Annotated in this window: 20 protein-coding genes; 13 read left to right on the top strand and 7 right to left on the bottom strand. The window is 72.1% G+C overall.

What is annotated here, in order from left to right; all coding sequences use genetic code 11:
• The first annotated feature begins 2 nt into the window (after positions 1 to 2).
• Together AB0K00_RS37155 and AB0K00_RS37150 are read left to right on the top strand one after the other, a co-directional pair.
• Positions 3 to 128, top strand: a complete 126-nt coding sequence (locus tag AB0K00_RS37155) for a hypothetical protein (RefSeq protein WP_363530691.1) — start codon at positions 3 to 5, stop codon at positions 126 to 128.
• A gap of 66 nt (positions 129 to 194) precedes the next feature.
• Complete coding sequence (locus AB0K00_RS37150) at positions 195 to 1,604, top strand: LCP family protein (protein WP_363530689.1); 1,410 nt, start codon at positions 195 to 197, stop codon at positions 1,602 to 1,604.
• Between the two features lie 9 nt (positions 1,605 to 1,613).
• Here AB0K00_RS37150 and AB0K00_RS37145 read toward each other — a convergent pair whose 3' ends face one another.
• Positions 1,614 to 2,255: a hypothetical protein gene (locus AB0K00_RS37145; RefSeq protein WP_363530686.1), complete on the bottom strand. Its 642-nt coding sequence runs from the start codon at positions 2,253 to 2,255 to the stop codon at positions 1,614 to 1,616.
• A gap of 60 nt (positions 2,256 to 2,315) precedes the next feature.
• On the opposite strand from AB0K00_RS37145, the gene AB0K00_RS37140 reads away from it, so the two are divergent.
• The 3 genes from AB0K00_RS37140 (at position 2,316) to AB0K00_RS37130 (ending at position 7,397) form a co-directional block, all read left to right on the top strand.
• Complete coding sequence (locus AB0K00_RS37140; RefSeq protein WP_363530683.1) at positions 2,316 to 3,104, top strand: phosphatase; 789 nt, start codon at positions 2,316 to 2,318, stop codon at positions 3,102 to 3,104.
• Positions 3,105 to 3,220: 116 nt separating this feature from the next.
• Complete coding sequence (locus AB0K00_RS37135) at positions 3,221 to 4,255, top strand: S1 family peptidase (protein ID WP_363530680.1); 1,035 nt, start codon at positions 3,221 to 3,223, stop codon at positions 4,253 to 4,255.
• A gap of 52 nt (positions 4,256 to 4,307) precedes the next feature.
• Positions 4,308 to 7,397 (top strand): BTAD domain-containing putative transcriptional regulator, encoded by a 3,090-nt coding sequence (locus AB0K00_RS37130; RefSeq protein WP_363530677.1) that lies wholly within the window; start codon positions 4,308 to 4,310, stop codon positions 7,395 to 7,397.
• On the opposite strand, the gene AB0K00_RS37125 is transcribed toward AB0K00_RS37130, so the two are convergent.
• Both AB0K00_RS37125 and AB0K00_RS37120 read right to left on the bottom strand, forming a co-directional pair.
• A complete protein-coding gene (locus AB0K00_RS37125; RefSeq protein WP_363530674.1) occupies positions 7,335 to 8,126 on the bottom strand; it encodes an ABC transporter permease in 792 nt (263 codons plus the stop codon). The two genes, AB0K00_RS37130 and AB0K00_RS37125, sit on opposite strands and share 63 nt — an antisense overlap.
• Positions 8,123 to 9,076, bottom strand: a complete 954-nt coding sequence (locus AB0K00_RS37120) for an ATP-binding cassette domain-containing protein (RefSeq protein ID WP_363530672.1) — start codon at positions 9,074 to 9,076, stop codon at positions 8,123 to 8,125. The genes AB0K00_RS37125 and AB0K00_RS37120 overlap by 4 nt, the downstream gene beginning before the upstream one ends.
• A gap of 144 nt (positions 9,077 to 9,220) precedes the next feature.
• On the opposite strand from AB0K00_RS37120, the gene AB0K00_RS37115 reads away from it, so the two are divergent.
• The 3 genes from AB0K00_RS37115 to AB0K00_RS37105 are packed head-to-tail and all read left to right on the top strand — an operon-like array spanning position 9,221 to position 10,327.
• Complete coding sequence (locus tag AB0K00_RS37115; RefSeq protein WP_363530669.1) at positions 9,221 to 9,676, top strand: cysteine dioxygenase family protein; 456 nt, start codon at positions 9,221 to 9,223, stop codon at positions 9,674 to 9,676.
• Positions 9,673 to 10,044, top strand: a complete 372-nt coding sequence (locus tag AB0K00_RS37110) for a rhodanese-like domain-containing protein (protein WP_363530666.1) — start codon at positions 9,673 to 9,675, stop codon at positions 10,042 to 10,044. Before AB0K00_RS37115 ends, AB0K00_RS37110 begins: the two co-directional genes overlap by 4 nt.
• A 4-nt stretch (positions 10,045 to 10,048) precedes the next feature.
• A complete protein-coding gene (locus AB0K00_RS37105) occupies positions 10,049 to 10,327 on the top strand; it encodes a Smr/MutS family protein (protein ID WP_363530663.1) in 279 nt (92 codons plus the stop codon).
• Positions 10,328 to 10,436: 109 nt separating this feature from the next.
• Here AB0K00_RS37105 and AB0K00_RS37100 read toward each other — a convergent pair whose 3' ends face one another.
• Positions 10,437 to 10,814: a DUF6401 family natural product biosynthesis protein gene (locus AB0K00_RS37100; protein ID WP_363530660.1), complete on the bottom strand. Its 378-nt coding sequence runs from the start codon at positions 10,812 to 10,814 to the stop codon at positions 10,437 to 10,439.
• Between the two features lie 163 nt (positions 10,815 to 10,977).
• Here AB0K00_RS37100 and AB0K00_RS37095 point away from each other — a divergent pair, with 163 nt between their 5' ends.
• From AB0K00_RS37095 to AB0K00_RS37085, 3 genes are all read left to right on the top strand, one after another.
• Positions 10,978 to 13,302, top strand: a complete 2,325-nt coding sequence (locus tag AB0K00_RS37095) for a M28 family peptidase (RefSeq protein ID WP_363530657.1) — start codon at positions 10,978 to 10,980, stop codon at positions 13,300 to 13,302.
• 669 nt (positions 13,303 to 13,971) lie between these two features.
• Positions 13,972 to 14,304: a hypothetical protein gene (locus AB0K00_RS37090; protein WP_363530655.1), complete on the top strand. Its 333-nt coding sequence runs from the start codon at positions 13,972 to 13,974 to the stop codon at positions 14,302 to 14,304.
• A 317-nt stretch (positions 14,305 to 14,621) separates the two neighbouring features.
• On the top strand, positions 14,622 to 15,251 hold the full coding sequence (locus AB0K00_RS37085) for a hypothetical protein (RefSeq protein ID WP_363530652.1): 630 nt from the start codon (positions 14,622 to 14,624) through the stop codon (positions 15,249 to 15,251).
• 265 nt (positions 15,252 to 15,516) lie between these two features.
• Here the strand turns inward: AB0K00_RS37085 and AB0K00_RS37080 are convergent, their stop codons facing one another.
• Positions 15,517 to 18,081 (bottom strand): SpoIIE family protein phosphatase, encoded by a 2,565-nt coding sequence (locus AB0K00_RS37080; RefSeq protein WP_363530649.1) that lies wholly within the window; start codon positions 18,079 to 18,081, stop codon positions 15,517 to 15,519.
• Positions 18,082 to 18,252: 171 nt separating this feature from the next.
• Here AB0K00_RS37080 and AB0K00_RS37075 point away from each other — a divergent pair, with 171 nt between their 5' ends.
• The gene (locus tag AB0K00_RS37075) at positions 18,253 to 19,506 is read left to right on the top strand and encodes a glycosyltransferase (protein WP_363530646.1); all 1,254 of its coding nucleotides are present in this window, start codon (positions 18,253 to 18,255) and stop codon (positions 19,504 to 19,506) included.
• Positions 19,507 to 19,715: 209 nt separating this feature from the next.
• On the top strand, positions 19,716 to 20,747 hold the full coding sequence (locus AB0K00_RS37070) for an RNA polymerase sigma factor SigF (protein WP_363530643.1): 1,032 nt from the start codon (positions 19,716 to 19,718) through the stop codon (positions 20,745 to 20,747).
• Positions 20,748 to 20,767: 20 nt separating this feature from the next.
• Here AB0K00_RS37070 and AB0K00_RS37065 read toward each other — a convergent pair whose 3' ends face one another.
• A complete protein-coding gene (locus tag AB0K00_RS37065) occupies positions 20,768 to 21,520 on the bottom strand; it encodes a metallophosphoesterase (RefSeq protein ID WP_363530640.1) in 753 nt (250 codons plus the stop codon).
• A complete protein-coding gene (locus AB0K00_RS37060) occupies positions 21,517 to 21,762 on the bottom strand; it encodes a hypothetical protein (protein WP_363530637.1) in 246 nt (81 codons plus the stop codon). The genes AB0K00_RS37065 and AB0K00_RS37060 overlap by 4 nt, the downstream gene beginning before the upstream one ends.
• Between the last annotated feature and the right edge of the window lie 10 nt (positions 21,763 to 21,772).

Genomic DNA, 21,772 nt, shown 5'->3' with positions numbered 1-21,772 from the left:
CGATGACCACGCCGACCCCTACCACGACCCGGAAGCTCACCAACCTCGACAGCGAGCAGGGCATGCTGGTGTTCCTCGCCGTGCTCGTCCTGATCAGCGTCATCGGCGTGATCGTGGTCGGCGGCTGAACTCTCAGGTGACTGCGAGGCAACACCAAGTGCAATCACTGGCACCCCTCATACCGTCTTGGGGGTATGACCTCCGACGCCTCGCTCGAACAGGAGCTGCGGGACGTGTTCCAACGCCACGAGCATCTCGCCGAGGACCTGAGCCTCGACGACCGGCCGGCCGACGACCCGTCGTCGCGCCGGCCATCGTCGTCCTCTCGATCCTCCCGCTCGTCAGCCAGTGCCAGCTCCCGCTCCCGCTCCAGGTCCGGTTCCGGGTCCGGTTCCAGCTCCGGCTCCGGTTCCAGGTCCGGCTCCAAGTACGGCTCCAAGTCCCGGCCTTCGAAGGGCACCCCGCTGCGGCGTAGCCGCAAGGACCCGCGGTGGGCGCGCGCGCTGGTGGTGGCGGGCGCGATCATGATGGTGGTGGCGGGCAGCGCGTTCGTGGCGAAGGACGTGGTCCTCGGCTACGCCACGGGCAGCGTCAAGCAGGAGGACCTGATCGTCCCGGCGGCTGAGCAGCAGGGCAAGCACGTCACGATCAGCGGCGCGAAGAACATCCTGCTCATGGGCATCGACCCGCGCCCCGGCCAGGACGAGTCCGAGGCGATCCGCTCCGACTCGATCATCATCCTGCACATCCCGGCCGGTCACGACTCGGCGTACCTGATCTCGATCCCCCGTGACACCTGGGTGAAGATCCCCAAGTTCGACAACGGCAAGAACCGTTACACCGGCGGCCACGACAAGATCAACGGCGCGTTCGCCATCGGCGGCCTCGGCACCACGGGCAAGGAGCAGCGCAAGTTCGGCGTCACGCTGCTCGCCGAGACGATCAAGGAGAACTGGGGCATCACGTTCGACGCCGCCGGGATCATCGACTTCACCGGCTTCCAGAACGTGGTCAACGTGCTCGGCGGGGTCGACATGTACGTCGACCAGGAGGTCAAGTCCGTCCACATCGGCCACGACGCCAAGGGCAACACCAAGGTGCCCTACATCCAGCGCGACAACGGCCACGGCGGCACCGACCTCGACCCGATCGCCGGCGTCACCCCGCAGACCTACCACGTCGGCTACCAGCACCTCGAGCCGTGGCAGGCCCTGGACTACGTCCGCCAGCGCGAGACCCTGCCCAACAGCGACTACGACCGGCAGCGGCACCAGCAGCAGTTCATCAAGGCCCTGTTCAAGCAGATCCTGAGCAAGGACGTGCTCACCGACCCCGGCAAGCTCAAGAAGATCCTCGACGTCGTCGGCCAGTCGATGACGATCGACTCCGGCGGCATCGGCCTCGACGACTGGATCTTCGCGATGAAGGGCATCAGTGGCGACGACCTGCTGACCGTCAAGACCAACAACGGAACCTTCTACTCCTCGTCCGAGAACCCCGGCGCGGAGGCCCTCGACCCGACGACCCTGGAGCTGCTCGCCGCGGTCAAGGCCAACGCCGTGGAGGCGTTCATGACCCAGCACACCAGCCTGGTCTCCAGCTGACGGCGGGGCCTACTCGGCGCGGTCCTGCATCTCCCACAGGTGGTCCAGGACGTGCCACGCATACCGACGAGCCGCATACCGGGAGGTCCAGCCGTTGTCGACGAGTGGACCCCCGTCATGCGGCCGCCCGAGGATGGCGAGGACCTCGTCGTGGACGGCGGTGATCGCGGCAGTGTCGTCGATCGCCGGCTGGGGGAGCTTGAAGCCGATCTTGCGGCCGTAGCCCGCCTCGGCGCCGTAGACGTGGTCGATCATCTTGTCGCGGTCCCGGCCGCCGCCGCGCGGCCCCTTGCGCAGTGACTCGGGCGCCGTCGCGGCGAACGCGGCGAACGCCTCCCACGCGGCGATGAGCAGCTTCTTGTGCCGGTCCGCGACGGCCTTCGTCACGGCGCGGTTGTCGGCGTCGGGGTGGGCGTCCGGGACGCCGAACTGCGTGGCGGAGGTGCCCGGGACGCGTTCGACGACCTTGAACGTCGGTGCGGCCGGGAAGTTGTAGCCGGCGGCGGTGGCGATCGGCGCATACCGTGTGCCGTAGTCCGCCAGCGCGCCCAGCGCGTCGTCCTCGGTCTTGGCGAAGCGGCCCCAGCCCGGCCAGTCCAGGCTCGCCGCGAACACCTTCTTGTCAGTCACCTCGAGATACACGTCGGCCATGACTGTGACCTTAGGCCGCTTTGCTCGGCGCCGCAGAGGTGCTTGCATACCATGGGTCACATGCCTGAGCTTGTGAGTTATCTTCGGGAAGCACTCCTCGCCGGCGACGTCGAAACCACCCGGGCCTCCAACCATGGCAACGCCGCGGCGTTCGCCGACGGTCACGAGGGATACCTGTTCGGCCTCGCACCGCTCAAGACGTGGACCCTCGCTCAGGTGCTGGGTGTGATGGCGGAGCGGGTCGGCATTGACCCCGATCCGGAGCGGTCGACGGGCACCGACGTGATCGACCCGTACAAGACCGTGGCGGCGCTGGACCGGATGCGGGAGCGGCTGCGGGTCGCGGCGCGGCGCCGGGAGCGGGTCCTGGTGGCGTCCGGGCACCCGGCCGGGATCGTCGAGGTCCACCTCGCGGTCGTCGCGGCGCTGCGGGCGGCGGGGTGCGAGATCCTGAGCCCGGCGCCGGGGGTGCCGTTCGCCAACCCGGGCCGTTACGACGGCCGGGAGTTCCCGTTGGCCGTGCGCTACGTGGGCGGGGTGGCGATGGGCGCCGAGCGCGGCATCGCGCTGTGGCACACGCACTCGCCGGACGGGATGCGGGCGATGCTCGAGGAGCTCGAGTCCACCGGCTCGCCGATGCCTGACCTGGTCTTCGCCGACCACGGGTTCGCGGGTGCGGCGGCCGCCGCGGGGCTGGACGTGGTGTCGTTCGCGGACAGCAACGATCCCGCGTTGTTCGTCGGTGAGGCCGAGGGCCGGGTGTCGGTGACGGTGCCGATCGACGACAACGTCCAGCCGCACCTGTACCGGCCGATCAGCGCATACCTCCTAGAAGGGATAGTCGCTTAGTGATATGACACGGGTGCTATGGGGCAATTTGGACCTCGTATCTTGTGGGCCTCCCCGTCCGATGACAGCATCGGTCGCGGCCGATATTTATCGGCTCCGATATAGGGGAGGCTCACGTGAGACTCACAAGGTCCATACTCCGTCGCACCGTGGTCATCGCCGCGGGCACCGCCCTCGTCGCAGGCTCGTTCCTCACGGCGTCACCGGCGCAGGCAGCACCGATCGGCAGCACCGACGCGCTGGTCTCGCAGCTCGGGCTCGCCACCGCCGGTTCCTACTGGGACGCCCAGCTCGGCAAGATGGTCGTCACCGTCACCGACGCGAACACCGCCAAGAGCGTCGAGTCGACCGGCGCCGTGGCCCGCAAGGTCAAGCACAGCGGCGCCGAGCTGGCCCGCATCACCTCGACCCTCGACGCGAAGGTCTCCGTCCCGGGCACCGCCTGGGCCGTCGACCCGGTCGCCAACCAGGTGGTCGTCTCCATCGACACCACGGTCACGGCCGAGCACGTCAAGACCATCGAGGCGACCGTCGCGGCCCTCGGCAGCGGCGCGCGGATCGAGCGGCTCGGTGCCGCGCTGCAGCCGACGATCTCCGGTGGCCAGGCGATCTACGCCGGTGGCTCCCGGTGCTCGCTCGGCTTCAACGTGGTCAGCGGCAGCACGTACTACTTCCTGACCGCCGGGCACTGCACCAACATCGGCGCGACGTGGACGACGAGCAGCGGTTCGGTCCTCGGCACCCGCACCGGCACGAGCTTCCCCGGCAACGACTACGGCATCGTGCGCTACGCGGCCGGCGTCGCGCACCCCGGCAACGTCTCCCTCGGCGGCAGCTCGACGCAGGACATCACCTCCGCCGGCAACGCCACCGTCGGGCAGTCGGTCCGCCGCAGCGGCTCGACCACCGGCGTGCGCAGCGGCTCGGTGACGCAGACCAACGCGACCGTCACCTACTCGCAGGGCCGGGTCACCGGCCTGATCCGCACCACGGTCTGCGCCGAGCCCGGTGACAGCGGCGGCTCCCTCTTCGCCGGTTCGGTCGCGCTCGGCCTGACCTCCGGCGGCAGCGGCAACTGCAGCAGCGGCGGCGTCACGTACTTCCAGCCCGTCACGGAGCCGCTCAGCGTCTACGGCGTGAGCGTCTACTAACCCCTCCAGCGCGCTGTGCCACCCTTGGTTCAAGGGTGGCACAGTGGTGCGCATGCGGGTGGGGATCCTGGGGCCGTTGACGGTCACCGTCGACGGGCGGCCCGTCGACGTCACCGGCGCCCGGCTGCGCACCCTGCTGGTCCGGCTGGCCTGCGAACCCGGGCGGTTCGTGTCCGTGGAGCGGCTCGCCGCGGCGCTGTGGCCCGAGGCCACCCCCACCGACCCCGCCAACGCCGTGCAGTCCCTGGTGTCACGGCTGCGCAAGACCCTCGACGGGCACCCGGCGCTGATGTCCGGCGCCGGCGGGTACCGCCTCGACGTCCCGCCCGGCGACGTCGACGCCCACCGGTTCGAGCGGCTCGCCGGCGAGGGACGGCGGGCGCTGCGCGACGGCGACCCGGCCCGCGCGGCGACGCTGCTGGCCGACGCCCTGGACCTGTGGCGCGGCCCCCCGGACGTCGACGACGCCCTGGCCGCCCGCTGGGAGGAGCTGCGGCTCGCCGCGATCGAGGACCACGTCGAGGCCGTCGGTCCGCGTGCGTCCGGCCTGGTCGCCCGGCTGCGGGAGCTCACCGCCGCGCACCCGCTGCGGGAACGGCTCGCCGCCCACCTGATCACGGCGCTGCACGCCGAGGGCCGGCGGGCCGAGGCCCTCGCCGCGTTCGAAGACTGCCGGCACCGGCTCGCCGAGGAGCTCGGCGTCGACCCGTCGCCGCAGCTGCGCCGGGCACACCTGCTGGCGCTCACCGACCGGCCCGGCGGCAACCTGCGCACCCCGCTGACCAGCTTCGTCGGCCGCGACGACGACGTCGACCGGCTCGCCACGCAGATCCTCGACCGGCGGCTGGTCACGCTCGTCGGGCCGGGCGGCGCCGGCAAGACCCGGCTCGCCACGACCGTTGCCGCCCGGGACCCGCACGCCGCCTGGCTGGTCGAGCTCGCCCCCGTCACCGAGGCCGCCGACGTGCCGGCCGCCGTCCTGCGCGCCCTGGACGGCGGCGGGCAGCTCGAGACGCCGCCGCGGGTCCGCCGCGTCGACGTCACCGGCCGGCTCGCCGAGCTGCTCGCGCCCGCCGACGCGCTGCTCGTCCTCGACAACTGCGAACACGTCGTCGAGGCCGCCGCGAAACTCAGCGAGGACCTGCTGGGCCGCTGCCCGAAGCTGCGCATCCTGGCGACCAGCCGCGAACCGCTCGGCATCCTCGGCGAGACCCTGTTCCCGGTCGGCCCGCTGCCCCCGGAGCCCGCCGTGCGGCTGCTGCGGGACCGCGCCGAGGCGGTGCGGCCCGGGTTCGAGGTGACCCCGGCCGCCGTGGAGATCTGCCGCCGCCTCGACGGGCTGCCCCTGGCCATCGAACTGGCCGCGGCCAGGCTGCGCTCGTTCACCGCCGAGCAGCTCGTGGCCCGCCTCGACGACCGGTTCCGGCTGCTCACCGGCGGCAGCCGCACCGCCCTGCCCCGGCACCGGACCCTGCACGCGGTCGTCGCCTGGAGCTGGGACCTGCTCGAGGAGCAGGAGCGTGCGTTCGGCGCCGCGGTCGCGGTGTTCCCCGGCACGTTCGACGCCGGCGCGGCAGCCGCGGTCGCCGGTGTACGCGACGCCGAACCTTTCCTGGACATGCTCGTGGACCGTTCACTGCTGCAGGTGGTGGCGGGCGACACGGTCCGGTACCGGATGCTGGAGACGATCCGTGAGTTCGCGCTGGAGGAGCTGATCCGCGCCGGCCGGGTCGAACAGGCCAGGTCGGCGCACACGGCACACTTCCTGGGTCTCGTCGAGCGGGCCGAGCCGCACCTGCGCACCGGCGCGCAGGTCGACTGGCTGGCCCGGCTCCGGCCGGAGCGGGCGAACCTGCATGCCGCGGTCACCCACACCTGCGACACCGGCGACGCCGCCACCGCGTTCCGGCTCGGGGCCGCGTGCGCCTGGTTCTGGACGTTCGAGGACAACCACGCCGAGGCCGCCGCCCTGCTCGGGCGGATCCTCGCCGTCCCCGGCGACGTCCCCGCCGACGTGCGCACCGTCGTGCTCGCCGTGTACATCATCAACAGCGGCTTCGCCGGTGACTTCCAGTTCGCCGAGGGGCTCCTCGACGAGTGTCTCGCCCTCGCCGCGCAGGTGCCGCCGGGCACCGGGCACCCGTTCGTCGGGCTGATCGAACCGGTCGTGATGATGTTCCGCGACGACAGCACCAACGGCGCCGCCGCGATCCAGCGCCGCCTCGCCGGCCCGGTCGAGCCGTGGTCACGGGGCATGCTGCTGTCGATCCTCGGGCACCTGCGGGAGAACGACGGCGACGTCGACGGCATGCTGAGCGCCCAGGAGGCGGCCGCGGCCGCGTTCCGGGAGATCGGCGAACGGTGGGGGCTGTCGATGACGCTCGCCTCGATCGCCGACGCGCGGGCCCGCCGCGGCGACTTCACCGCCGCCGCCGCGCTGTTCGCCGAGTCGATCGAGCTGCACCACCAGCTCGGGGTCCGCACCAGCGAGGCGTACCAGCGGATCCGGCTCGCCGCGATCCGCCACCACACCGACGGGCCCGCGGTCGCCCGCGCCGAGCTGCGCCGCTTCGCCGACGACCCGGCGTCGCTGCCGCGGGACGTCTCCCACGCGATGCTGGAGCTCGGCCAGCTGGCCCGGTACGACGGGGACCTCGACGAGGCGGAGCGCTGCTACCTGGAGGCGTGGCGGCGGCAGGCGGAGTCGCCCCTCGTCGCGCCGCAGTACCGGGCCGTCGTGCTGGTCGCGCGGGCGCAGCTGGACGTGCGCCGGGGTGACCTCCCGGCCGCCGCGGCGCGGCTGGCGGAGGCGCTGGGGCTGGCGGTCCCGGTGCGGGACATGCCGGTCGTGGCGCAGATCGCGATCGGGTCGGCGGCCCTCGCCGCCGCCCGCGGCGAGCCGGTGACCGCGGCCGAGATCCTCGGCGTGGCCCGCGTCCTGGCCGGCGGCGACGACCTGTCCAACGCGGACCTGATCACCCAGTCGGCGGCGCTGCGCGAGCTCCTCGGCGCCGCCGGTTACGACGACGCGGTCCGCCGCGGCGCGGGAATGGACCGCGCCGCGGCGTTGTCGCTCATCTCACGCTTTGCGCCGGTAGGCGCGGACGGCCAGGGGCGCGAAGACCGCCAGGATGCCCAGTGACCACAGCAGTGTCTTGACGACCGAGTCGAGCACCGGCCCGCCGACCATCAGGCCGCGGGCGGCCTGCATCGCGTCGGCCACCGGGTTGACCTTCACCCACGCCTGCAACCAGCCCGGCAGCGTGTTTGTCGGCACGAGCACGTTCGTACCGAACGTCAACGGGAACATGATCACGAAGCCGAGGCCCTGGACCGCGCCGGGTTCCCGCACCAGCATGCCCAGCAGCACGAACATCCAGCTGAAGCTGAACGCCAGGAACATCACCAGCAGGCACGCGGCGAGCACCGCGAGGGGGTTCGTGCCGAAGCGGAAGCCCAGAAGGTACCCGAACCCCAGCATCACCACGATCGACACCACGAAGCGGATCATGTCGCCGAGCACCCCGCCGATGAGCGGCGCGGACCGGCCGATCGGCAGGCTGCGGAACCGGTCGAAGACCCCCGTCTTGATGTCGGTGTTGAGGCTGACCCCGGTCGGTGCGGAGGCGAACAGCACGTTCTGCACCAGCAGCGCCGGCAGCAGGAACTGCAGGTAGTCGTGCCGGGAACCGGCGATGGCGCCGCCCAGCAGGTACACGAACAGCACGATGAAGATGATCGGCTGCAGCGTCACGTCCAGCAGCTGCTCGGGAGTGCGCATGGTCTTGATGAGGCTGCGCCGGGCCATCACCAGGCTGTGCCTGACCAGCCCGAACGGCCGACCGGGCACGGCCGCGATGAGCGTGGTCACACCGTCACCTCCTGCTTCTTGTCGGTGCCACGGGTCAGGGTGAAGAAGACCTCGTCGAGGCTCGGCAGGTGCAGCGACAGCTCGATGACGTCGATGCCGGCCTCCTCCAGGCGCCGCACGACCGTGCCGAGGGTCCGGGCGTCGTCGACCGGCACCGACAGCACCCCGCGGCCGCGGGACTCGACCTGCCCGCCGGAGACCCCGGCGAGGATGGTCGAGACGGTGTCCAGGTGCGCCGGGTCGGCCGGGCGCACGCTGATCGTCTGGCCGCCGACGATGTGCTTGAGCTGGGCCGGCGTGCCGTGCGCGATCACCTTGCCGTGGTCGATCACGGAGATCTCGTCGGCGAGGGCGTCGGCCTCCTCCAGGTACTGCGTGGTCAGCAGCACCGTGGTGCCCTCCGCCACCTGCGCCCGGACCATGTTCCAGACGTCCTCGCGTTTGGCCGGGTCCAGGCCGGTGGTCGGCTCGTCCAGGTAGACGATCGCGGGCCGCCCGACGAGGCTCGCGGCCAGGTCGAGGCGGCGCCGCATGCCGCCGGAGTAGGTCTTGACCGGCCGGTCGGCGGCCTCGCTGAGGTCGAAGTCGGCGAGCAGGCCCGCCGCCCTGGACTTGGCGTCGCGCCGGCGCAGGTCGAGCAGCTGGCCGATGAGGACCAGGTTCTCGGTCCCGGTCAGGTCCTCGTCGACGGAGGCGAACTGCCCGGTCAGCCCGCTGATGCGGCGGACCGCGGCGGGGTGCTTGACGACGTCGTACCCGCCGACGACCGCGGTGCCCGCGTCGGGGCGCAGCAGGGTGGCGAGAATCCGCACGGCGGTGGTCTTGCCGGCGCCGTTGGGTCCGAGGACACCGAGCACGGTGCCGGGCTCGGCGGCGAGATCCACGCCCGCCAGGGCAGTGGTCTTGCCGAAGCGCTTGACCAGGCCGGTGGCCTGGAAAGCGAAGCTCATGGTGCGTTCCCCCTTTGGTGTGTCCACCGTCAGGGTGCAGCACGCCGCTGTCATTTCACGCACATCCGCCTGTCGCCGTCGCACACGGCGCCCGCGTGTGGTAGTAATTCCTACTAAGTAGATGAGAATAATGGAGTATCTGCCATGACTGTCTCGACCCGGACGGACCTGCTCTCCGTCGCACGCTGGCACGCCGAGGACCCGTCGGCGTGGCCGTTCGCACCCCGCTTTGACCCGCGCCAGCGGTGGTACGGGCGGCTGCACACCGCCGACGACCACGAGGTGTGGCTGCTCACCTGGCTCCCGGGCCAGGCCACCGACCTGCACGACCACGGCGGATCGGCCGGCGCGTTCGCCGTCGTGTCCGGTGAGATCGTCGAGCAGACCGTGCGCGACGGCTCGCTGCTCAACACCACGATGGCCGAGGGTAGCGCCCGGCGCTTCGGCGCCCACCACGTGCACCGCGTCGTCAACGCCGGCACCCGCCCCGCCGTCACCGTGCACGTCTACGGCCCGGCACTCACCGTCATGACGCGGTACCGGCTGCACGAGGGCCGCCTCAGCGTCGAGTCGATCTCACAGGCCGGAGCCGACTGGTGACCGGGCGTTCGATCGACGACATCCTCGCCGACGCCCGGGCCCGGCTGTCGCGGGTGACCCCGTCCGAGGTGCCCGCCGACGCCGTCCTCGTCGACATCCGCCCCGCCGCGCAGCGCGCCGCCGAGGGCGAGATCCCGGGTGCGCTGATCGTCGAGCGCAACGTCCTGGAGTGGCGGTTCGACCCCCGCAGCGACGCCCGCCTGCCCATCGCCGACCGGTTCGACCTGCCCGTCGTCGTCTTCTGTTCCGAGGGCTACACGTCCTCCCTCGCGGCCGCCGCCCTGCAGGACCTGGGCCTGCACCTGGCGACCGACCTGACCGGCGGCTTCAAGGCGTGGAAACGCGCCGGACTGCCGGTGTCAAACTAAGGGCGTGAAACTGAAGCTGGACCTCCACGACGTCTTCAACCGCAGCGGCGACATCGACCGCGCGCTGAAGGGGATCATCGACGAGGCGGTGGCCAAGCGGGCCACCCTCGTCGAGATCATTCCGGGGAAGGGGTCGGGGGCGCTGAAGAAGCGGGTCCTGCGGTTCCTGGACCAGCGCGAGATCAAGGCCCTGTACCACCGGGTGGAGAAGGACTCGGACAACTTCGGCCGGGTCTTCGTGCACTTCCGCTGGAACGAGTCCGCCGGCCGCGGCCGGCGCTGACCGTTCCGGCCTGCTGGGCTTTGCTGGGCCTTTGCTGGGACGCCTGGCTTTGCTGGGACACCTGGCTTTGCTGGGACGCCTGGCTTTGCTCAGGGCGCGTGGGCTTTGCTCAGAATGCGTCCGCGGCGTCGGCGAGGGAGCAGACGGACACCAGGCGCAGGACGGTCCAGTCGGCGTCGGACCAGTCGATGCTGTCCGGGGTCGGCAGCGGCCGGCCGTGCCGCTGGTGCACGGCGAGGACGCTGCGGGCATACCCGGCGAGCGAGATCGAGTCGATGGCCTTCCCGGCGGCGGTGATGCTCTGCCGGACCGCGGCCGCATGCTGGTCGACCTTCGCCAGCAGGAACGGCTGCGCGAGCGCCTCGACCAGGCCGTCGACGCCGACCATGGCCATCACCTGGTCGAGGTAGAAGCGGGCGTCGAGTTCGGCGGTGGCGAGGTAGCCGGCGTCGAAGGCGGCGGGGGCGGGGGTGAGTTCGTTGCTCATGGACGATGACGCTAGGCAGTCCGGAGCCTCCTGGGACCCCCAACAACCATCCGGCACCCGTTCATGACCCACTGCACTCCGTACGGGCGACGTCCCTTGCCTTCCCTCGCTGTTTCTGTCGGTGGTGCCGTGCAGAATGTGGTCACCCCACAGGAGGCACACCTTGTCCGACCGAAGCTTCGCCGCACCGCCGCGGCGACCCCTCGCGGCCGCCGCAGCCATCGTGGCACTGGCACTGCTCGCGTTCCTCGGCATCGCTGACGTCCAGCCGCCGGCGCCCCGCCCCGCCTCGGCGCCCGCCGGTGACTTCTCCGCCGCCCGCGCGTTCACCCACGTCGAGCGCATCGGCCAGGAGGTCCACGTCACCGGCAGCCCCGCCGCCGACCGGGTCCGCGAGCACATCGTGACGACCCTCACCGGCTATGGGCTGCGTCCCGAGGTCCAGGACACCGTGGGGGTCAACGCCGGCAAGTTCGGCGACGGCGGCATGGCCCGCGTCCGCAACGTCGTCGCGGTGCTGCCGGGGTCCGCCTCCACCGGCCAGGTCGTCCTGCTGGCGCACTACGACTCCGTCCAGGTCAGCTACGGCGCCAACGACGACGGCGCCGGCACCAGCACCCTGCTCGAGGTCGCCCGCGCCCTGACCGCCGGCGCGCCACCCCGCAACGACGTCGTGTTCCTGTTCACCGACGCCGAGGAGGCCTGCCTCTGCGGCGCCGAGGCGTTCGTCAGCCAGCACCCCCTCGGCCAGAAGCCGTCCGTCGTCCTCAACTTCGAGGCCCGCGGCAGCAGCGGCCCCGCCGTCATGTTCCAGACGTCCGTGGGCAACGCCGACCTCATCGACGTCTATGCCCACACCCCGCACCCGGTCGGCACCAGCCTCGCCGTCGAGGTCTACCGGCTGCTGTCCAACGACACCGACTTCACCCCGTTCCTCGCGCAGACCCGCTTCACCGGCCTCAACACCGCCTACATCGACGGGTCCAGCGTCTACCACAGCCCGTTCGACCGACCGTCGACGATGAACAAGGCCAGCCTGCAGCACCACGGCGACAACGCCCTGGCCCTCGCCCGCGAGCTCGGCGGCGCCGACCTCCCGCCGCTGCTGCGCCCCGCCTCCGGCGACGCCGTCTACTTCCCGTTCGCCGGCCTGCTGCTGCGCTACCCGTCCGCGCTCACCTGGCCGATCGCCGCCCTCGCCCTGCTCGCCGTCGCCGCCCTGGTGTTCCTGGCCCGCCGCCGCGGCCTGACCTCCGTGCCCCGCACCCTCGCCGGCCTCGGCCTGGCCCTCGTGCCGCTCATCGCCGCCGCCGTCGCCGCCCAGCTGTTGTGGGCGCTGCTGGTCGCGCTGCGCCCCGGCTATGGCGAGCTGATCGACCCGGCCAGGCCCACCTGGTTCCGCTTCGGCGTCGTCGCGCTCACCGCCGCCGTCCTGCTGGCCTGGTATGCGCTGACCCGCCGGCGGCTCGGCCAGGTCCCGCTCGCCACCGGCGCCCTCGGCCTCCTCGCCGTCCTCGGCCTCGTCTTCGCCGCCGCCATCCCCGGCGGCTCCTATCTCGTCGCCCTGCCCGCCCTGTTCGGCGCTCTCGCCGGCATCGCCGCCCTGTATGTGCCGAAGCCCTGGCTCGCGACCGCCGTCCTCACCGCCGGCGCCGGCGTCGCCGTGCTGATCCTCGCCCCGACGGTCGCCCTGTTCCTGCCCGCTCTGGGCCTCGCGACCGGCGCCGCCGCCGCGATCCTCACCGCGCTGCTCGGCCTCGCCGCCCTGCCCGCCCTCGAGCTCCTGTTCCGCCCCGCCGACGCCGCCCGGCACCGCCCGCTCGGCGCCGCCCCGGCCGCGGCGGCCCTCGCGGTCGCGCTCGTCTGCACCACCACCGGCATGGTCGTCGACCGCTGGGACGTCGGCCACCCCGAGCCGACCCACCTCATGTATGCCCTGGACCGCGACACCGGCACCGCCGAATGGGTCAGCCTCGAGCAGTCCCCGGGCGCCTGGACCTCCCGTTACGTCCGCAACCACCAGGCCCTCGACCGCCTCTTCCCGGTCCTGCCCGCCGGCCAGCTGTCCGTCGGCCCGGCCCAGGCGGCGCCGCTGCCCGCCCCGGCCGTGACAGTCCTGTCCGACACCACCGCCGGCGACCGCCGCACCGTCCGGTTCCAACTCGCCTCCCAGCGCCAGGTCCGCTTCGTCTCCTTCTACGGCGAGGTCGGCTCGCACCGCGTCCAGCAGGCCACCGTCGCCGGCCGCGACGCCCTGACCTACCTCACCGAGCAGGACCGCTTCGGCGTCGTCTTCCACGGCCCGCCCACCGACGGCATCGAGGTCACCCTCGTGCTGCAGGGCTCCGGCCCGCTGAAGCTCCGCCTGGTCGACGGTAGCGACGGCCTCGATACGCTGCCCGGCTTCACTCCCCGCCCACCGACGGTCGGGGTGTTCGGCAGCCACTCCAGCGAACTGGCTGCCGTCGCCGTCACCGCAACCCTCTGACCCCTTTTTGCGGCGCCGTCGCATCGGCGGCGGCGCCGCGCTTGGCTGGCTGATTCGCTGGTTTGACGTCATTGCGGTTCGCGTGCGGGTCGTCATGCCCGTAATAGAAGAGCCATCGAGTGCTGCGGCCTTTGTGGTTCCGCGCAGCCTGGCGGCTGCGCGATGGGTGGCGTGGTTGCGGTGTGTGCCGTGTCGAGGTGATCCCAAGCCAGGTCCGCGCTCGCATGGTCCAGCGCCGTCGAGGTCATCATTCGGTGGTGCCACACCGTCGCTGGTTTCAAAAACGAACAACCCGAAAGATCCCAGGGGTCAGGGCCCCGCAGATCTTTCGGGTTGTTCGACCGATGATCGATGGCTTTTGTTTTTTGACCAGCGACGGTGTTGTAGCACCGAATGATGCGCTCGACGGCGCTGGATCATGTGAGTTCGGGCCTGGCTTGGGATCACCGCAACTACGGCACGGACGGTGACCGCGCTACCCATCGCGCAGCCGCCAGGCTGTGCGGAACCACAAAGGCCGCAGCACTCGATGGATTTTCTATTACGGGCATGACGACCACGCACGCGAACCTCAACCGATGGGCAACCAGCGCATCAGCAAACCAAGAGTTATCCACAGGAAAAAGATCTTGCTTCCAGAGCGCAAGCGGCCGCAACTACCGTCGAGGCATGACTGCGGCGATCACGGTCGACGATGTGTGGCGAGTCCGCGGCGACTGGCGGGCGATGCGGGAAGCTGCCCTGCGACTGCGAGACGAGCGCCGCGCCACCGCTGACGCGCTCCGCAGGTCGGCGGCGGCGCTACGGCACGGGCAGGAGCTGCTCGGCGCGATCCTGGACCGGGTCGACGTGCCGATGACGTTGCACGACGACGGCCGGTTGACGTTCTACCCTGCCGACGCCGCGGACCTGGCGGCGCTGCGCCGGGCGGAGCTGGCCGCGCGGGAGATCCAGGCCGCCCTGGAGACCATCCTCGCGCAGCACCGAGCGGCGGCCTTGTAAAGCCCCCGCCTCGCGCGGCTCGCCCGGTGAAACGACCGGCCGCCCCGCCGTGAACGGTGGCACAGCCGCAAGGCGCAGGCCCGCTACGTCGCCGCGCCTGCCTTGTCCAGGGCGGGCGACGTCACCGCGATGCAGCGGCGGGTGCGGGCACGGCTGGCGCGTGTGCCGCGTCGTCGTGCCGCCCGGCTCGGGGGAAGGGCCAGCGCCGGCGCCCGGAGCGGGGTTCACCCACTGCCGAGGAGCACAAGGCTTCATAAATATTCGCAATGGTGATTGTTAGCTTTTGGTCGCGAATCGGCGACGGTGAGTCACCAGGCATGATTTGGGACGTGTACGAGCTCGACGTGATCGCCGACGACAGCCTCGGTCGCTTCGTCGCCCGGTGGTACGGGCTGCCCGACCGTCCCCGCCGCGACCTCGACCTGCCCGGCGTCCCGGCCCTGCTGCCGGACCCCTTGGCCGAATGGCACCGCGTCGCGGCCAGGTACTCGCTGCCGCTGAGCCGCGACCACGTGATGATCGACCCCGGTGACCTGGTCGAGTCCGGCGGCCTGGTCCGGTTCTGGGTCGGCGCCGACGACTGGTACTCGTACGCACCGGGCGCCTTCGACCCGCTCGTGGTCGAGAACGACACGGTCAGCACCGGCGTGCCGCTGTCGCGGTTCCTGGTGTACGCGGCGGTGTACGAGGCGACCTACACGCCGCTGCACGGCCTCGTCTACATGTCGCCGACCCCCGAGGAGGTGCGTCAGGTCCGGCTGCGGCTGCGCGAGCTGGACGATCCGCTGTGGCGCTGGCCGGACCCGGGCACCCGCTACTACGGCGACGACGACCTGCTCGGCCACCTCGGCCCGGACCGGGTCGTCCTGGCCGGCCGGCACCGTGACGCCCTCGGCCGCTTCGACGGTCTCGGCCTGCCGTGGGACTGGGACACCAGGACCGTGTGACTGACCAGGCCGGGCGGCAGCTCGGGACCATGCGGCGGGTCAGGCCGCGTGACACGTGAGGACCGTGTGACAGGTCAGGCCGGTGGCAGGTCAGGCAGTCCGGCCCGGTCCAACGGCACGGCCTGGCTGGTACAGCGGCACGGCCGGCAGGTCCAATGGCACGGCCTGGGCGGTGGCGCGCGACTGCTTCACAAGCACCCTACCCCAGCTCACCTAATCGTCCTCCGGCCGCGTCACCATCCGTGACCGCGGTCGGTCGCGGGGGTCACGGCACGTGCACCAGCATGGCGCAGACGTCCTCGTCGTCGGGGATGTTGAGGCTGGTGACGAGGTGGTTCACGACGGCGTCGAAGTCGCTGAGGTCGATGTGCTCGCCGGCGCGGCGGACCAGGTCCAGACCGCCGCCGCGGCGGCGGTCCACGCGGGCCTGGCCGCCGGTGTAGAGCAGCACCCGGTCGCCGGGCTCCAGGGTCACCGTCGTATCGGAGTATTGCATCTCGGTGACCTCGCCCAGCGGCAGCCCCAGCGGGCCGGACAGCACGGTGCCCTGGCCCGCCGCGGTGTAGCGGATCGGGGCGACCTGCCCGGCGGCGGCCCAGCGCAGCTCGCGGGTCGTGGGGGAGTAGCGGGCCACGACGAGGCAGGCGGTGTGCTCGACCTCCATCGCGCACAGCATGCCGTTGACGGCGCTGAGGATGTCGCCGGGCTTCATGTCCAGGGCCGCGTACGCCCGCACCGCGTACCGCAGCCGCGCCGCCGTCGTCATCGAGGACAGGCCGCGGTCGTCGACGTCGCCGAGGACCAGGATCGTGCCGCCGTCGGGCAGGGACGTCGCGTCGAACCAGTCGCCGTCGACGGTGCCGACCCGCTCGGGGGAGCGGCAGTGGCCGCAGATCTCGACGCCCTCCATGTGGCCGAGCTCGGGGTCGGTCGGCAGGAGCGCCTTCTGCAGCGCCTGGGCGGCGCGGCGCTCGTCGGCGAGCCGGTGCCGTTGCGCGGCCAGGGCCTCCTCGGCGCGGCGGAGGCGGGCCTCGATCGCACGCTCCTCGGTGACGTCCTGGACGGTGCCGCGCACCGCGTACACGTTGCCGGTGTCGTCGAAGAGCGGCTCGGCGGTCAGTCGCAGCCGGCGGCCGTTGACCCGGCCCGCGCCGCGGACCTCGGCGAGCAGGTTCTTGCCTTCCACAACGGTGCGGCGTACCGCGTCCTGCACTGCCAGGAGGTCGTCGGCGTGGACGCTGGCGGTGAGGTCGTCGACCGGCACCCGGGCGGCGTCGCGGCCGCCGTGGAAGAGCCGGATCAGCTCCGGTGAGCAGCGGGGTTCGGGGTCTCGCAGCTCCCAGCAGAAGGAGCCGACGCCGGCGATCCGCTCCGCCTGCAGCAGCTGGTCGTAGAGCAGGTCGGCCTCGGTGGCGATCCGCCACACCGCGAACACCCGGTCCCACAGGCGCACGGCGTGCACGGAGATGGTCTGCGCCGCCGGGACGCCGTCGGTGCGGGGGTCGGCCCGCAGCCCTTCCAGGCGCCGCGGCTGGCCGTCCTGCAGCATCCTGGCGAACTCCGGCAGCAGGGTCGTGCTGCCCAGCGTCGGATATGCCGCCAGCAGCGTCGCCTCGTCGGGGTCGACCCGGGCGGTGGCGAGGACCTGCCGGGCCATGACGTTGGCGTACTCGACGCGGAAGTCGACGAGCTGGCCGTCGACGGTGACCGGGGACAGCAGCGCCGCGGGGTTGTGCAGCACGTCCACGACGGTCGGCAGCCACACCTGCGCCGGGGCGGCCTGCGCGCTCTCCTCGCCCTCGACGTGGAACCAGGCGCTGGCGATCTCGTCGCCGATGAGCGTGTCGATCTGCCGGGCGACCGGCTCCAGCAGCGCCGCCACGTACCGCCGCAGCTCGTCGCTGTCGGGCAGGCCGTCGGCCCAGCTCATGATGATCGCGCCGAGGACGCGTTCACCGGAGATCAGGGGCGAGGCGAGCACGGTGTCGCCGCTGAACGGCAGCTGGTCCATCACCGGGAACCGGCGGGTGACCTCGCCGCCGCCGACGAGCCAGATCGTCTCGACCTCCTGGACGGCGACGACCAGCGGCAGCGCCGGGTCCGGGGGGATCCGCGACCAGCGGCTGCGGACCTCGCCGGGGATGCCGAACGCGCCGACGCCGCGCTGCGCGCCGTCCGGGTCGAGCAGTGTGATCATGATCGCGCTCGGCGGGGGCCACGCGGTCGGTGCGGTGCCGAGGACCTCGGCGATCTCGTCGTAGCCGCGCGCCGAGGCGATCCGGGCGCTGAGCAGCTGGTGCTGCGACTGCAACGCCTCGACCTCGGGAGTGCGGCTGGCGCGCCGGCGTGGCTTCTCAGCGGCCGGGGCCCGCACGTCGGAGGCCGGGGCCGTCCGGGTCCGGCTCCGCGCGACGTGCTGGCGCAGCTCGTCGTCGATGAGGTTCACCACATCGGGTGCGTCCGGGTCGGGGGACGTGGTGCCGACGATCGCCGCGGCGACCTCGATCAGCTTGATGTTGGTGCGCTGCGACAACCGGACCAGCTGGTCGAACCCCTGGTCGGGGCTCACCCCGAGCCGCTCCACGAGCACACCCTTGGCCTGCTCGATCACGGCCCGGTTGCGCATCGCGGTGCGGACGCCGGTGAGCTCGGCACGCAGCTTGGCGACGAGCGCGGCGAGTGCCTCGGCCGGTTCGGCGCTGCCGCCCTCGGCCGGCGCCTGCCCAGACGCCTGCGCAGGCGGCCCGGCACCCGGCCGACCAGTGCCCGACGGCTTGGCCACCATGCCCTCCACATCCTCGCCTCGTGCTGCCGCACGCCCGGCGTCCATACCCGCGTTCATACCCGTGTCATCCGAGCCGGTTGCGACTCGACCGTTGATGTTTACCACCATCCTGCCCGGGTAGGGGCGTTGGCAGGTCAGCGCAGTCGGCCAGGTGGAGGTGCGCACAGTGCAACAGGCATCTTCGTCGCGGGCGGGTGCAGTTTGAGGATCGCGATCGTGTCCGTGCATGCGAGCCCCCTGGCACTCGGGGGCTCGGGCACCGGCGGCCAGCACACCCACGTCACCGCCCTCGCCGAGGCCCTCGGACGCCGCGGGCACGACGTGCGGGTCTACACCCGCCGGGACGCCGCGGCACCCGACGACGTCGTCAGGACCGCGGGCGGTGTCACCGTCGAGCACGTGCCCGCCGGCCCCGCCGAGGACCTGCCCGTCGACGCCCTGCTGCCGCATGTCGGCGACTTCGGCCGGTGGCTCGCCGCGCATTGGCGCGACGACGCAGCCCGCCCGGACGTCATCCACGCCCACTTCTGGCTCAGCGGCCTCGCCGCCCTCACCGCCACGGCGGAGCACCGCATCCCGGTCGTGCAGACGTACCACGGCCTCGGCACGGTCAAGCGGCGCCTGCTGAAGGACCGCGACGGCAGCCCCGAGGCGCGGGTCGGCCTGGAACGCACCCTCGGCACGATGGTCGACCGGGTCGTCGCGCAGTGCGAGGACGAGGTCACCGAGCTCGGCCGGATGGGTATCCGCCGCTCCGACACCGTGATCGTGCCGTCCGGCGTCGACGGTGAAATGTTCGCGCCGAGCGGCCCCCGCGCCGACCACCTGCGTCCCGGCATGCGCCGGATCCTCAGCGTCGGGCCGCTCGTGCCCCGCAAGGGCTTCGCCGACCTCGTCGAGGCGCTGCGCCGCGTCCCCGGGGCCGAACTCGTCGTCGTCGGCGGGCCGGCACCGGACCAGATCGACCGTGACCCCGAGGCGCGCCGGCTGGTGGAGTTCGCCGACCGGTGCGGCGTCGGTGACCGGGTCCGGCTCGTCGGCGCCGTCCCTCAGCAGGACATGCCCGGCTGGTACCGCTCGGCCGACGTGCTCGCCTGCGCGCCCTGGTACGAGCCGTTCGGCCTCACGCCCCTCGAGGCGATGTCGTGCGGGGTGCCGGTCGTCGCGTACGAGGTCGGCGGCATCGGGGAGAGCGTCATCGACAACGTCACCGGCCTGCTGGTGCCGCCCAGGGACGTCCCGGCGATGGCGGGCGCGCTGCGGGGGCTGCTCGGCGACGAGGTGCGCCGGATGAGCTACGCCAGCGCCGCGATCGACCGGGTTCGTTCCCGGTACACCTGGGAGCGTGCTGCCAGTGACGTCGAACGGGTCTACCGGGCGGTGACCGGGCAGGGCACCACGACCGGTGACGCCGAGGCCGACGTCGATGCGGACGCCGACGACGAGGCTCTCACCGACGTCACTTCGTAACCTTGTCATCACAGGGCGGCAGGCGTACGTTTGTATGACCCGCAACATCAGCCGAACAGCTGATCGGCCGCGATCGTCAAACAGCCGCGATCGCCGGCGGCGGGGGCGCGCCGGACGCTCGAGACCAGGGCGTCATCTGGCGACATCCTTACGTGGCAGCACCCCGCATCCGGGGCGCACAGCCATGGCAGCAGGCAGGGGGATCCCCCATGACCGCCATCGCCCACCATCCCGTAGCGAAGTCCGGGACCACACGCCGTCCCGGCACCAAGCCCGCACGGCAGCCCGGCACCAAGGCCGTCGCCCGGACCGCTGCCCAGCCACCGGCGCAGGCACTGGCCCACCCCGCGGCCCCGCCGCTCACCGAGTCCACACCGCAGCCCACCACCGCCCAGCCCGCCGCCCAGCCCGCCGCCCAGCCCGGCGGGCCGTCCGTCGACTGCGCGCCGCCGGCTCGCGCCCAGGGCCGGACCCGTCCCGCCCGGGACGCCGAGGTCGAGGTGCACGCGCTGCTCGCGCTCCTGCCCGGCCTCCCCGCCGGTAGCCCCGCCCGGCACCGCGCCCGGGCCCGGCTCATCGAGCTGCACCTGCCGCTGGCCGAGTACCTTGCCCGGCGGTTCCGTAACCGTGGTGAGCCCCTGGACGACCTGACCCAGGTCGCCAACGTCGGGCTCATCAAGTCCGTCGACGGCTATGACCCGACCCGCGGCGCCGCGTTCACCAGCTACGCCATCCCGATGATCGTCGGCGAGCTCAAGCGGCACTTCCGTGACAAGGGCTGGGACGTCCGCGTGCCCCGCCGCCTCCAGGAGCTCCGCCTGGAGATCTCGAAGGTCTCCGGCGACCTCGCGCAGGAGCTGGGCCGTTCACCGACCGTCGCCGACCTCGCGAAGAAGCTCGGCGTCAGCGAGGAGGACGTCATCGAGGGCATCGAGTCCGGCCACGCCTACCGGGCCCTGTCCATCAACGCGCCGGCCAACGGCGACGAGGCCGGCGCCGACCTCGCCGACCTCCTCGGCGGCGTCGACCGTGACCTGGAGGCCGTCGACGACCGGGAGTCGCTGCGGCCGCTGATCGCGCAGCTGCCGGAGCGCGAACAGAAGATCATCGCGATGCGGTTCTTCGGCAACATGACCCAGACGCAGATCGCCGACCGGCTCGGCATCTCCCAGATGCACGTCTCCCGGCTGCTCGCCCACGCCCTGACCCACCTGCGCGGCGCCCTGGTGACGCCGCTGTGACCCCGTTGTAGCTGGAAACGTCAGGCCGGGGCCGGTGTGAGCACCGGCGCCAGCTGGTACACGTTGTACGCCTGCTTGATCACCGGGTGGGCGACGTTGCGGACGGGCACACCGCCGGGCGTCGTCCCCCGCTCGGATCCGGCGTGCGCGTGGCCGTGGACCGCCAGCCCGACCGCCGTCGCCGCGTCGATCGCCTGGGCGAGGTGGTAGGAGCCGAGGAACGGATAGATCTCCAGCGGCTCGCCCAGCAGCGTCTCCGGTACCGGCGAATAATGCGTCAACGCGATCCGCACGTCACAGTCCAGCTCGGCCAGGACGACCCCGAAGCGCTCCGCCAGCTCCCGGCCGTGCCGGGTGAACGTCTTCATCTCCGGTTCGCCGAACTCGCTGGCGCACGCGCCTGCGAACCCGCCGCCGAACCCCTTCGTCCCGGCGATCCCGACGCGCATGTCACCGACCCGCAGGACGGTGCTGGAGCACTCGAGGACGGTGATGCCGCCGTCCTCGAGGACCTTCGTCACCTCGGCCTCCTGGTCGCAGTGATAGTCGTGGTTGCCGAGGATCGCGATCACCGGCACCGCGAGGCCGCCGAACTCCTGCGCCACGCACCGCGCCTCGTCGGCCGTGCCGTGCCGGGTCAGGTCGCCGGCGAGCAGCAGCATGTCGGCCTTGTCGCCGAGGTGTTCGAGGGCCGGGCGGTACCGGCCGAGGACGTCGGCGTCGAGGTGGACGTCGCCGACCGCGGCGACCCGGACGCTACCGTCGGACGTCATAGTTCCTCCACGTCATGCGGCTCGTGGACCCTGGTGAGCCCGATGTTGCAGTGCACCGGCAGCTCCGGGAACGTCTCGGCGATCACCGCGCAGATCAGGTCGCGGCGTTCGGTGCTCTCCACCTCGCCGACGAGGCTGACCCCGTCCTCGGTACGGACCACGCGGATGCCCTGTTCGGCGATGCGTGCGTCCTCGATCAGCAGTTGGTGCAGCTCGCTCTCGACGTGTTGGTCAATGATCATGAGTGCCGTC

It is taken from the genome of Dactylosporangium sp. NPDC049525, assembly GCF_040676755.1.
Classification (GTDB): Bacteria; Actinomycetota; Actinomycetes; order Mycobacteriales; family Micromonosporaceae; genus Dactylosporangium.
Note: the sequence above shows the minus strand (reverse complement) of the source record. Positions and strands in the feature narration are given on the sequence as shown.